Here is a 12,213-nt window from a genome sequence, read left to right as displayed (position 1 = left end):
CCACCCGCCTGCTTTGGGCTGGGTGGTTTTTTTTGTTGCTTGCCTCCCGAAATGTTATTTTCCTGTTATGCCCCAATTTGGATTGCTTGGTCGCTCGTTACAGCATTCTTTTTCTCAGACGTACTTCAGCCAAAAGTTCGATAGTCTTCACCTCGCTGATCATCAGTACGAACTGTTCGAGTTACCTACCATCGATGCCCTGCCCGAATTGCTTGCGGAGCATCCCGACTTGCGTGGCCTGAACGTAACTATTCCTTATAAAGAGCAGGTGTGGCCTTACCTCGATGAAATAGCTTCTTCGGCGGCCCGCGTGGGGGCTGTCAATGTTATTGAATTTTCTGATGGCCGTCTGATTGGGCACAACACCGATGTGGTGGGCTTTCGGGAGTCACTGAAGGGGTTTGTGCCGGCCGACTTTGCGGGCCGGGCGTTGGTGTTGGGTAGTGGTGGCGCTTCCAAAGCCGTGGAAGTGGCGCTACGTGACTTGAACATTGGCTACTGGGTGGTATCGCGCAACCCCATGGGCACGGGCCTTACCTACGCCGAGTTGACACCGCAAGTACTTGAAGACCATCTATTGGTTATCAATGCCACTCCCTTAGGCACGTATCCGAAAGTGGATGAGTATGCCCCTATTCCGTACGAGGCCCTCACCCCGCAGCATTATCTCCACGACCTTATCTACAACCCAAGCGAAACTGAGTTCATGCGTCGGGGCCAAGCGGCAGGCGCACAAACCAAAAACGGGTTCGAAATGCTGTGCCTGCAAGCCGAGGCCGCCTGGAGCATCTGGAACAAAGAGCAACCAAGTATTGCGCTCTAAAACCTTTGTAGCGGAGCGGCGAGAGTGACTGGCCGCTCCGCGTTGCTCGTTACTGCCCGCCTTTGCTGCTGCCTTGCTTGCCGTCGTCGTTCTGGATGGACCGGCGCTGGCGTTGCGAGCTATTGTCGATTTTGCCGAAGCGGTAGTTGAAGGAGAGGCGTACGGCCCGCTGATAGGAGTAGAAAGTGTTGCTGCTGCGGAATTGGGCGGTTTCGGTGCTGCTACGAAACTCACGGCCAGGCGCTAGGAAGTTGCTGGCGTTGAAGGTCAGATCGGCTTTTTCTTTCAGCAACGTCCGCTTCACCCCCACAGAATAGTAGTAGCCACCCGAGTAGCGGCTTTGCAACTGCACACCGCCCGTCCAGAAGCCGCCGTTGGCTTGCAGGCTGTGCACCTTGCCTAGCTTCAGCGAAGAATTCAGACTTACAAAGGCGTTTAGCAGGTTGTTGCTCTGCATGAGCGCCGCGCTGTAGAGCCGCGTGTAGTCGAGGCTTACGTTGCTACTCAGGTTCAGGGCCGGAATGGGCTTCAGGGAGCCGTAGAGGCTGAGTCCGTAAGTGGTGTTGGTGGCAATGTTGCCGTATGTGCTTTCGGTGCGGGCCAACGAATCGTTGTAGCGGTTGAATTCTTCAATGGAATTGCCGGTGCGGCGCACGTAGGTGGAGGCATTCAGTGACGTTTTCTCCCCAAAGGTACCGTAGCTCAGCTCGAAGACATCGGTAATTTCCGGCGACAACTTCGGGTTGCCGTAGCTGATGCTGTTGGGGGTGCTTTGGTTGACGTAGGGGTTGAGGTAGTATATCTGAGGGCGTTGGATGCGGCGCGAGTAACTCAGGCGCAGCGTCTGGCCCGGTTTCTTGAGGGTGCGCGTGGCACTGATGTTGGGTAGTACGTTCAGGTAGTTGTTGGAGAAACGGCCATTGTCTCCCTGAAACCGGCCCTCGATATCGGTGCGCTCCAAGCGGGTGCCTAAGCTGAACGCGTACTTCTTGCCGCCCATGAAATTGTAGGTGCTGTAAGCGGCCAGCACGTTTTGCTGGTAGTCGAAAGCGTTGGAACGTAGGGGGCTGCGGGCGAAGTCGGATTGCTCGCGTAGGAGTATGGTGTCGAGGCTGTAGTCGCTGCTTACGCTGCGCCGGATGAGCTTGGCGCCGCTTTCCAGGGTGGTCGAGTCGCGGAAAGGGTGGGTGTAGTCGGTTTGGAGAGTGGTTTCCAGGTTGCGGGCTAGGTTGAGGCTACGCTCCCGGTATTCGAGGGCGTTGGCCAGCACGTCGGCGCTATGGTACTGGTCGAGGCGGTAATTTTGGTTGTTGCGGCTGCGGGTGTGCTGGGCCAGCATGCTCCATTCGCGCCGCGGCTGTGCTTCGCCAAAAGTGCGGGTGTAGCCGGCGTTGAGGTCGTAGTTGCGGCTTTCGTAGCGTTGCAGAATGTCGCGGGAGTAGAGCGTATCGAGCTTCAGCGCATCAGGCCCATCATATTGGTTGAACAAGTCTTGAGGCGAGCGGCTCTGGTAGGAGTTGCCGTTGCCGCTGAGCGTGAAGCTGTGCAGCGGCGACGGGTCGTAGGTGAATTCCATCTGCCCGAACCCACCCTGGCCCACGTTGCGGGAGTTGGAGGACTGCAGTAGCTGCCCTTCGCCGGCGGGGGTGAAATCGGTGCGGGTGGTACTGCTCTTGTAGGGGTACTGGTTTTTGAACCCGCTCAGTTTGGTGTTCAAGCCAAACTTGCCACGCCGCACGTTCAGCGCCCCGTTGATGCCTTGGTTGCGGTTGCCGGTGCTGGCGCCCAGGCTGCCGTTGGTGCCCTGCAAGCTGTTCTTTTTCAACACGATGTTGATAACTCCGCCCGACCCTTCGGCATCATACTTGGCCGAGGGCGCCGTCACCACCTCAATGGCCTTGATCTGGTCGGCTGGAATCTGTTTTAGCGCCTCGGCCAAGTTGCCCGACAAGATGGCGGAAGGCTTGTTGTTGATCAGGATGCGCACGTTGCTGGTCCCGCGCAGCTGCACGTTGCCGTCGTTATCGACGTTTACCATGGGGGTTTTGCGCAGAATGTCGGCGGCGGTGCCGCCAGCGTTGGTGGCGTCTTGCTCGGCGTTGTACACTAGTCGGTCCGGCTTGGTTTCCACCAGCGGCCGTTGCCCTGTCACGGTTACTTCCCCCAGCTTCTGCGCCGACGCCGTCAGGGCCAGCGTACCCAAGGCCGTAGCCTCGGCGCCCACGGTCACGGGCTCCGTTCGGGTGGTGTACCCCACAAAGCTAATTTGCAGTCGATACGAGCCAACTGGTACGCCTTTCAGCTCGAATTTGCCTTGTGGGTCGCAGGTACCGCCGGCCACGGGCGTGGTGCCGGCAGGGGGCAGCAGCGTAACCGTGGCGTATTCAACGGGCTTCTGGGTGGCGGCATCTACCACTGTGCCCGTGAGACGGCCGGTGCTTTGGCTGGTGGTAGTGGCCGGCGGGGTGGCCGGTATCTGAGCCTGCACAGCGGGCACGATAAAGAGGGCTGCAAGCAGCAACGTAAGCGTATGCTTCATAGCGAGGCGGTAAGGGGATAAGCTACTGGGATAGAAACTATTGCACTAATGACTCCGCTAGGCGAAGTATGGTGGCACAACGCCTTGAAAGTAATGGCTAGTATCTCGAATAAGCACTAAAATTCAATCAATTATATATAATATCTCAATCAGCAAGGAAATGGAGCTTACAAGCTGGTGTAGCGCAGGTGCATGCAAGTTTCGCAGACGTTGATGTGCCCCAAAACCGCGGTGGTTGAAGCGAATTTCCGTACTGGTTGAAAATCGCAGCTTGGCTGCTGCTCGATGCCTTACTTTGCTGATAGTAAGTACCGCCACCCCCGCACTTCAACTGCCTTATGTCCGCTGCTGCACACCGGTTATCTGCGTTGCCCTGGCGTGCCCGGTTGTGGTGGCCGCATCTGGTGTGGCTGGGGTTGCTGCTTTACACCGACGCGCAGCTCTGGTTCACCCGCGCCGGACTCTACTACACTGCTCCTCAAAGCCCCGGCTTGTTTTGGCGCAATGCCCTGCTGGCTGACTTGCTCGATTGCGCCTTGTTTTACTTGAATTACGGGGTGTTGCAGCCCCGGCTGTTCAAGTCCCGTCGCGGCTTAACGTACCTCGGCTCGGTGGTGGGAGCGTTGCTGCTGTTTGCGGCGCTGCGGGTGGTGTTGAGCGTGGCGCTGAACGAAGGCATTCAGCAAGGACAACGCACGCTAAATCTAGCGGCGCACGCGCAGTTGCTGTTGGCGTATCATGTGCCTCTTGGTGGCCTGATCCTGCTGCTGAGCGCGGGGCTACGGCTGGCCGGCGACTACCTGCGCGAGCGAGAAAACCGCCGGGAACTGGAACGCCAGCACACCCGCACCGAACTATCGTTGCTGAAAACCCAGCTTCAACCGCATTTCCTTTTCAACACCCTCAACAACATCTATTCCCTCACGCTGCACGCTTCACCGCAGGCCCCCGAAGCGGTGATGCGGCTGGCTGAGCTAATGCGCTATCAACTCTACGACAGCACCGACGACCTGGTGCCTCTGGCCAAGGAAATTCGCCATTTGCAGGGGTTTCTGGCGCTGCAACTGCTGCGTCTGCCACCCGACGAAGCCGATGAGGTATTGCCATTCACGGTGCTACTGCCGCCCGGCGCCGAATATGCCCGGCGTCTGCCGCCCATGCTGCTGCTGCCGCTGGTAGAAAACGCCTTCAAGCACGGCGACTTAGCGGCCCGGCCGCTGGTAGCCCGCCTACGCTTGCAGCTAGAGCCCAATGGCCACCTCGTATTTTCGGTGCTGAACTACTGCACCGACAACACTGCCGCTGCAACGGCCCCCGGTGGCGTGGGCTTAGTGAACCTGCGCCGCCGCCTAGAGCTGCTATATCCTGGCCGACATCGCCTCACCGTGGCCGCAACTCCTACTGAATACCAGGTGAAGCTAGAAGTTCAGTTGTAAGCTCGTCCTTTTCCCTCTTGTGTACCTGCGTACCTTGCCCTCCATGGAACCCACGCTTGCCCGCCGGCCCCTCACGTGTGCTATAGTCGACGACGAACCCCTGGCTCTAAGTGTGCTAGCGGACTACTGCGCCCACGTGCCGTTCCTACGCCTGAAAGGCAAGTTTCAGGACGCACTGGCAGCCGTAGAGTTTCTTCAAGATACCCCCGTCGACCTCGTGTTCCTGGATATTCAGATGCCCCGCCTCACGGGGATGCAGCTAGCCCAACTGCTCCCCACGCCGGCACCCCGCATTGTCTTCACCACGGCCCACGCGGAATACGCCGCGGAGAGCTATGAATTGCCTGCCCTGGATTACCTGCTTAAGCCCATCCGGTTCGAGCGGTTCGTGCAGGCTGCCCACCGGGCCCGCGTGGCCCTCCAGCCCGTGAGCGTTCCGGCGGAGCCCACCGACACCGCCAACGAAGCACTGTTCATCCGGCAAGACAACCGCCTGCGCCGAGTTATGGTGTCTGATGTGTATTATGCCGAAGGGCAAAAAGAATACCTGATGCTGTACACGGCTGCCGGCAAAATGCTCACGCTTCAGTCGTTCCGGGGGTTAGAGGAGTTGTTGCCGCCCGGTCGGTTTGTTCGCATCCACAAGTCTTACCTCATCAGCTTGCGTCACCTGGAGTTTGTGGAGCGCACCCGCGTGCAAGTCCATGGCACTTCCCTGCCCATAGGCGAAACATACCGGGAAGGCTTGCTAGAACAGCTCCGCTACCATGGTCGGGGCTGAAATAGGCACTTATTCCGCTGACGCGAATGGCATGTAGTAGGGCCATTAGTGATGCTGATGCCTCATATGGACGGTAGCGCGGAACAGATTTCCGCGCTACTGGATTTTCGCGTTGCTATCCTTATAGTTAGTCTGGTGGGTGGTCGTTTAACGAGACAGGGCCCCGACTTTTCGGTCGGGGCCCTGTCTTGTTTACCTTGCTGATGCACTTATTGCTGGCCTTGGCCGCTGCTTTCACCTTGCTTGGTGTCGTCGTTCTGGATGCTGCGGCGGCGCTTCTGGGGCTGGGCCGAGATTTTGCCGAAGCGGTAGCCGAAGGCCAGGCGTACACCCCGCTGATAGATGTAGTTGTTGCTTTCCTGCCGGAACTGCTCGGTATCGAGGATGGTGTTTAGGTTGCGGGTGGCGCTTAGGAAGTTGTCGGCGCTGAGCGTGAGGTCGGCTTTGTCCTTGAGCAGATTTTTGCGCACGCCCACCGAGTAGAATGTCCAGGCGGCTTGCTTGCCTTGGAGCTGGATGCGGGGCGAGTTCAGGCCGCCATAGCCCTGAATGCTCAGGCCCTTCTCGAATTTGTAGCTGGTGTTTATGTTCACGTTGTACATCACGCCACCGTTGGAGTAAGCCGCCGTGTTTACCGCGCCTTCGCCGAAGCTCAGGGCCGGGCTTTTCAACGATACGTAGTACACATTCACGTTGCCGCTCAAGTCCCACTTCGGCACCGGCTTCACCGACCCAAACAAACTGATACCATAAGTGGCGTTGCGCCCAATGTTGGCGAAGGTCTGGTTGTTGATACCGTCTCTGATGAAGCGCACACTTTCAATAGCGTTGCCGGTGCGCCGCACGTACGCCGACATATTCAGCACCGAGCCCTTAATGAAGGTGGTATAGTTCAGTTCGTAGCTGTCGGTCAGCTCGCGCTCCAGGTCGGGGTTGCCGTAGCTGACGTTGAGGGTATCGGAGGTGTTGCGGAACGGGTTAAGATAGAAAATCTGGGGGCGCTGAATGCGCTTGGAATACGCTAGGCGCAGCGTCTGGCCGGGCTTCTTGGGGTTGTTGGGCTGGAAGCTCATGCTCAGGTTGGGCAGCACGTTGGTATAGTCCTGCCGCACGCCAGCATTGTCGGCTGGCTGCGGATCAAAGTTGCCCCTAACGCGCGTATTTTCCACCCGCGCCCCTAGCTTGAAGCTCACCTTCTTGGAAGCCGAAAACCCGTAGGTGCCGTAAGCCGACACCACATCTTGGTTGTAGTCGAAGAGGTTAGAGCGGGCCGGGTTGAAGTCTAGCGCCAGCTGGTCGTACACGTCGTAGTCGCTGCTCACGCGACGCATAATGGCTTTGGCACCGGTTTCAAGCAGGGCGGTTTCCGAGAAGGGGTGCGCGTAATCGGTTTGAATGGTGGTTTCCAGGTTGCGCGCTAGGTTGTCGCTCTGTTCCCGGTACTGCACTGCTCCCGCTTCGTTGCGGCCGGCGTACTGGTTGAGGTCGTAGTCCTGCACGTTGCGGTTGCGGGTGTGCTGGGCCAGCACGCTCCACTCGCGGCGCTTCTGCTCGAAGGTGCGGGTATAGGAGCCGCTCAAATCGTAGCTCTGTGTCCGGAACTTCCGGTCGGTGGCGCGGGTGAACTGGTCGGCGGCTATAGCCGGAAACAGCACATCGTTGAACTGCTGGTAGTCGCCGGAGTTGCGGAACAGGCTGCCTTGGATGCCCAGCGTGAGGTTGTGGTACTGGGCGGGGTCGTAGTCGAGGCCCAGCCGGCCGAAGCCGCCCCCGCCCAGCGTGTTGCCGTCGCCATCCTGCTGCAGGGCCAGTGTCTCGGTGCCGTCCGGGTTTTTCAGAGAGCGGGTCAGGTCATTGCGGTTGGGGCTGTAGAACGCGAAGCCACTCGCCGAGCTGTTGATGCCCAGCTTGCCCTTCCGGTAGTTGAGCGAAGCATTGCCGTTGGAGCTACGCGTACCGCCGGCCAGCCCCACGCTGCCGTTCACGCCTTCCAGGTTGTTCTTTTTCAGAATGATGTTGATAATACCACCCGTGCCTTCGGCATCGTACTTGGCCGAGGGCGTGGTAATCACCTCTACACTCTTGATTTGGTCGGCCGGAATCTGCTTCATGGCATCGGCCACTGAGCTGGCCACGATGCCCGAGGGCTTGTTATTGATGAGTACGCGCACGTTGCTGGTGCCGCGCAGTTCCACGTTGCCATCAGGGTCTACGTTCACCAGCGGCACTTTGCGCAGTACATCGGCCGCCGTACCACCCGAGTTGGTGATGTCCTTTTCGGCGTTGTACACAATGCGGTCCGGCTTGGTCTCGATGACGTCCCGCTCGCCAGTAACTGTTACTTCGCCTAGCTTCTGCGCGGTTGAGGCGAGGCTGATGGTGCCCAAGTCGGCGGTGCCGTCCGTTACCGTTACGTTTTCAGTACGGTTGCCGTAGCCCAGAAAGCTGATCTGGACCCGGTAGGAGCCCGGCGCCAGTCCCTTCAGCACGAAGCGGCCCCGCTCGTCGCAGGTGGTGCCGTCGAGGGGCTTGTCGCCAGCGGCGGGAAACAAGGCTACGGTAGCAAACTGCACAGGCTTTTTGGTGGCGCCGTCGAGCACCGTGCCCGTTAGGCGGCCAGCGCCTTTTGGGGTTTCGGGCAGGGCCAGGCGTGGGGCCGGAGTGGCTGCGCCAGGTGCCCCCGCGGGGCGTGCTCCGGCTGGTGGTGCGCCGGCCGGGGCCGTTTGAGCCATAACAGGGCCAGTCAGTAAGCCAGCCAGACCTAACGAGGCAAGTACTAATTTGCTCATCTAGAAATAAGGAAAACAGAAAAGGAAGAATTTTCGAAACAGCATCGGCCCTCTAGGCGCACAGGTAAATCGACAACCAGGCGGAATCATTACACCTTAGGTTGAAAAGCGCAGCCGGTATGGTTTGCTAGCAGCAGGCAAAGCAGTTGAATTGCCTTCAGCACAAGAGTAGCTTGGGTAGCACAGAATAAGTGATTAGGGAAGTAGGGAGCTGATAAAGGATGCTCGGGAGTATGGAAAACTTGTATAGTAACGCGTTGTCTGGTAATCATAAAGAGCATAGTAGCTCTAGTCAGGCAGTGGCGCCTGGGGGCTGCGGCCGGGTAAGTTGGCGTGGCAGGCTGACCCTAGGTGTTTTTTGCTGACGGACAAGGACGTGGTTGTGCTTACATCGTTGCAACAGCCCGGCCCGAATACCACCTAATAAGTGGAAACGTTACAGCATGGTTGGACAGCAAACGAAATACGTAGCGGCCAACTAGTTGGCTATGTTGCGGCGGTAGAGGACCAGATAGCCAAGTAGCAGGGCGCCAGCAAACCACCCGAGGCTGTACCATTCGTGCTTCGCCAACATATGCGCCACCTGTAAGCCACCAACTTTGGCCATCTTCATGGACACGGCGGTGCCCAGCGGGGCTGCGTATGGTATTTTGTCGGCGTGCTCCCACTGTAGCAGCGCGATGGTAGCCACTACGGCCCCCATGCCCACACCCACCGGCACCACAAACGAGCGCCAATACAAGCTCACGATATATTGCACTGCCAGCAAGCCCAGCGTGGCTATGTACGTGCGCATCAGCATCCAGCCTACTGCGTTGAACGGTACGGCATAGTCCTGAAATCCTAGCTTGGGCCGCAACACCGCCAGCAAGGCCCCGGCTCCCAGCATCAGGCCCGCAAAGAGCACCAACGCCAGGGCGTTCAGCCCCAGAAGTAGCAGCAGCTTCGAGCCGAACACCGCGCCGCGTCCCACGGGCTGGGCATATAGGTGCTTCCAAGCCGTGGCCTTGGTTTCGATGTTCACCACCAAGCTCGTTAGCAGCACTACAAATAGCGGTAGCAGCAGTGTGCCGGCCGTTTGCCAAGCCATGCTGATGAAGCGCGGCCACGGGTCGCCGCCGCTCTTCATAATGATGTCGCCTTTAAAGAAATAAATCATAAACCCCAGCAGCACGGGCAACGCGCCACTAAACAACGTGAGCCGCAAGGCAGCCGTGCGCCGGAGCTTGAGGGCATCGGCCGCCAGCGTGCGCCGGAGCTGCGTCAGGGCCGATGGGGCCGTGGGAAGAGAAGAAAAGTCAGAGAGGGAAGGAGTCAGGGTAGTTTCCATGGTAGCGTGTATAGAAAGAGATAAATACCAGGCAGGCTATTTCACTAGCTCGCTTTTCGCTTCGGTGAGGTGCAGGAAGGTGTCTTCCAGGCTGGGTTGCTCTAGGCGCAGGGCGTACAGCGGCAGCCCAGCGCTTACTAGTGCCGTAGCTAGCTCGGCGGTATGCTCTTTCGACACCCAGGGTACCCAGAGCGTGCCGGGCTCCGCTACCGTGGCGCCCGCCAGCAGGCGTGGGAGCAGGTTGCGGCACGTATCGGCGCAGTCGGTTTCCAGCACCAGCCGTGCCCGGCCGGTTTGCAGTTGTTGCAAGTCGGGTAGGCTGCCTTGGAACACCAGGCTGCCTTGCTGAATCACGCCCACGTGCGTGGCTACCTTCTCGATTTCGCCGATGAGGTGGCTGCTCACCACTATTGTTTTGCCGTGTTCCTCGCGCAGCTGTTGCAAGAGTTTGCGCATGTCGATGATGCCGTTGGGGTCGAGGCCGTTGGTGGGCTCGTCGAGCAAGAGCAGGTCGGGGTCGGAAAGCAAAGCAATAGCAAGGCCTAGGCGCTGCCGCATGCCCAGCGAGTACTCGCGGGCGGGCCGGTGGGCGTTGTCGGTGAGACCCACCAGGTGTAGTACCTCGGCCGTGCGGTTGGACGCAACGCCGCGTATCCGGCGGGTAGCTTCCACGTTTTCGCGGCCTGTAAGGTGGTCGTAGAGGGAAGGGTTTTCAATCAGGGCACCAACTCGGTTCAGCAACGCTACCCGGTGGCGGGCCATGTCGTGGCCGAAGAGGTGAATGGAGCCGCTGGCGGGGCGCAGCAAGCCCAGCAGTACTCGCATGGTGGTGCTTTTGCCGGCGCCATTGGGACCCAGAAAACCGTAGATGCTCCCCGGCTCTACCCGCAGGTGTACATCGTGTAGGATAGAGCGGCTTCCGTAGCGGAACGCCAGGGCTCGGGTTTCGAGTAGAGGAAAGCTAGACGACATAACGTTGATAGAGAAGGATGACGGCAGCAAACCTAGCGAGGTGCCCTATATTGCACTAGCGCTATTCAACCAACCCGTACTAAATCAGCTAGAACAGCCCGTTTTTCAGCTCAACTCCCCCTTTCGTACCCTGTGCAGGCCTATACGTGCTTAAGTGCTTGCAGCAAGGCGTTGGCGGGTTGTAGGGCCGGGTTGGTTGAATACCAGTGGCCGTTGGCAACTAGGCGTACTATTTTTAGCTATGGAACTATCAGCCGCACCCGTCATAGGTTCAACCCTGCAGGATTCCGTCGTTGCTCGGCCCACCTGGTGGCAGCGGCTGCGCAGGTTGCTACAGCCTACTGGTTCAACCGCCGATTTACATCTGGGCCGTATTCCGTGGCTAATTCATGTGCTGCTGTGGCTGTGGCTGCTCACGCTGGATGTTATGAAACTGGCCAACAACATCCGGTTGCTACCTCGGTTTCCGCACACCGCCACCGAATGGCAGCCCCTGTTGCCCCTGTTAGGTCGGCAGTTGCTGGAAGATATATTCGGGGCCACCCTGTTTTACCTCACGTGGCAATGGCTAGTACCTCGGACTTTAGGACGGGCTCGAATTGGACAGTATGTCCTGCTGGCGGCAATGCTGATAATCCCCTATGCGGCTATAGTAGGCACCTTTACCGTGCAGTTTGCCAACAAAGGGGTGAAAATTCAGGCTTACAAAGTGACGCGCCAAGTGGCAGGCAAGAAAAAGCCGGTTACTACCATTGTTGACCCCCAGAAGCGCGGTCTGGAAGGCCCCTTGTTATGGGGGGTGGTATTGGGTTCACTTTTCATCGGAACTGTGGTTGTGGGGAGTAGCACAGCGCTCCGCATAACCAACGACTACTTGCGCCAGCAGCGCAACCGCCGGGAGCAGGAACGCCAGCAACTGCTGACGGAGCTAGCCATGCTCAAAACGCAAATCAACCCGCACTTCCTCTTCAACACCCTCAACAACATCTATTCCCTCACGAGCCGCAAGTCGGATAAAGCGCCGGAAGCGGTGTTGCGCCTCGCCGAAATCATGCGGTACCTGCTCTATGAAAGCAGCACCGATACAGTGCCATTGAGCCGGGAGATACAGCACCTGAACAGCTTTCTGGACTTGCAGCGGCTGCGGTTGTCTGCCTCAGCACAAGATGCCATCCGTTTCGAGGTAACTGGTGCCGCGCCCGACAGTGCGCACCCGGTTGCCCCATTGCTGCTGCTGCCGCTGGTAGAAAATGCCTTCAAGCATGGCGACCTGACGGCCCGGCCCGTGGCCGTGCACATCTCGCTCAACCTAACAACGGAAGGCCTGCTTCGCTTTTCGGTGCTCAACTATGTAGCGCCCGCCGATGCCGAACGGGAGCTGCCGGTGCAGCCCGGCGGCGTTGGCCTCGTGAATCTGCGCCGCCGCTTAGAACTGCTCTACCCTGGCCGCTACACGCTGCACGTAGAAACGCTGCCCGCCCAGCACCTCGTAACGCTGGTGTTGCTGCGGTAAAACAGACAGCAGGTATTGATACCACTGGCT

At 58.7% G+C, this 12,213-nt stretch carries 8 protein-coding genes; 4 read left to right on the top strand and 4 right to left on the bottom strand.

The window, feature by feature from the left end:
* The first annotated feature begins 67 nt into the window (after positions 1-67).
* On the top strand, positions 68-823 hold the full coding sequence (locus tag MTX78_RS19965) for a shikimate dehydrogenase family protein (protein ID WP_243797725.1): 756 nt from the start codon (positions 68-70) through the stop codon (positions 821-823).
* 49 nt (positions 824-872) lie between these two features.
* Here the strand turns inward: MTX78_RS19965 and MTX78_RS19960 are convergent, their stop codons facing one another.
* On the bottom strand, positions 873-3,362 hold the full coding sequence (locus MTX78_RS19960) for a TonB-dependent receptor domain-containing protein (protein ID WP_243797723.1): 2,490 nt from the start codon (positions 3,360-3,362) through the stop codon (positions 873-875).
* A 338-nt stretch (positions 3,363-3,700) separates the two neighbouring features.
* Between MTX78_RS19960 and MTX78_RS19955 the strand changes: the two genes are divergently transcribed.
* Both MTX78_RS19955 and MTX78_RS19950 read left to right on the top strand, forming a co-directional pair.
* Positions 3,701-4,798: a sensor histidine kinase gene (locus MTX78_RS19955; RefSeq protein ID WP_243797722.1), complete on the top strand. Its 1,098-nt coding sequence runs from the start codon at positions 3,701-3,703 to the stop codon at positions 4,796-4,798.
* A 43-nt stretch (positions 4,799-4,841) separates the two neighbouring features.
* Positions 4,842-5,579, top strand: a complete 738-nt coding sequence (locus tag MTX78_RS19950; protein ID WP_243797720.1) for a LytR/AlgR family response regulator transcription factor — start codon at positions 4,842-4,844, stop codon at positions 5,577-5,579.
* Between the two features lie 209 nt (positions 5,580-5,788).
* Here MTX78_RS19950 and MTX78_RS19945 read toward each other — a convergent pair whose 3' ends face one another.
* The 3 genes from MTX78_RS19945 to MTX78_RS19935 form a co-directional block, all read right to left on the bottom strand.
* On the bottom strand, positions 5,789-8,368 hold the full coding sequence (locus MTX78_RS19945; protein WP_243797718.1) for an outer membrane beta-barrel family protein: 2,580 nt from the start codon (positions 8,366-8,368) through the stop codon (positions 5,789-5,791).
* Positions 8,369-8,846: 478 nt separating this feature from the next.
* Positions 8,847-9,698, bottom strand: coding sequence for an ABC transporter permease (locus tag MTX78_RS19940; protein ID WP_243797716.1), 852 nt, complete (start codon positions 9,696-9,698; stop codon positions 8,847-8,849).
* A 36-nt stretch (positions 9,699-9,734) separates the two neighbouring features.
* Positions 9,735-10,670, bottom strand: coding sequence for an ABC transporter ATP-binding protein (locus MTX78_RS19935; RefSeq protein ID WP_243797714.1), 936 nt, complete (start codon positions 10,668-10,670; stop codon positions 9,735-9,737).
* A 241-nt stretch (positions 10,671-10,911) separates the two neighbouring features.
* Between MTX78_RS19935 and MTX78_RS19930 the strand changes: the two genes are divergently transcribed.
* On the top strand, positions 10,912-12,183 hold the full coding sequence (locus tag MTX78_RS19930) for a sensor histidine kinase (RefSeq protein ID WP_243797712.1): 1,272 nt from the start codon (positions 10,912-10,914) through the stop codon (positions 12,181-12,183).
* Positions 12,184-12,213: the final 30 nt, after the last annotated feature.

The organism is Hymenobacter tibetensis (assembly GCF_022827545.1).
In the GTDB taxonomy this organism is placed as follows: Bacteria; Bacteroidota; Bacteroidia; order Cytophagales; family Hymenobacteraceae; genus Hymenobacter; species Hymenobacter tibetensis.
The sequence above is the reverse complement of the archived record's forward strand: the minus strand, read 5'-3'. Positions and strand labels throughout refer to the sequence as shown.

What these genes read in the sequence shown, in the direction of transcription:
- MTX78_RS19965 (WP_243797725.1), top strand. Translation starts at nt 68, where the DNA reads ATGCCCCAATTTGGATTGCTTGGTCGCTCGTTACAGCATTCTTTTTCT.
- MTX78_RS19960 (WP_243797723.1), bottom strand. Translation starts at nt 3,362, where the DNA reads ATGAAGCATACGCTTACGTTGCTGCTTGCAGCCCTCTTTATCGTGCCC.
- MTX78_RS19955 (WP_243797722.1), top strand. Translation starts at nt 3,701, where the DNA reads ATGTCCGCTGCTGCACACCGGTTATCTGCGTTGCCCTGGCGTGCCCGG.
- MTX78_RS19950 (WP_243797720.1), top strand. Translation starts at nt 4,842, where the DNA reads ATGGAACCCACGCTTGCCCGCCGGCCCCTCACGTGTGCTATAGTCGAC.
- MTX78_RS19945 (WP_243797718.1), bottom strand. Translation starts at nt 8,368, where the DNA reads ATGAGCAAATTAGTACTTGCCTCGTTAGGTCTGGCTGGCTTACTGACT.
- MTX78_RS19940 (WP_243797716.1), bottom strand. Translation starts at nt 9,698, where the DNA reads ATGGAAACTACCCTGACTCCTTCCCTCTCTGACTTTTCTTCTCTTCCC.
- MTX78_RS19935 (WP_243797714.1), bottom strand. Translation starts at nt 10,670, where the DNA reads ATGTCGTCTAGCTTTCCTCTACTCGAAACCCGAGCCCTGGCGTTCCGC.
- MTX78_RS19930 (WP_243797712.1), top strand. Translation starts at nt 10,912, where the DNA reads ATGGAACTATCAGCCGCACCCGTCATAGGTTCAACCCTGCAGGATTCC.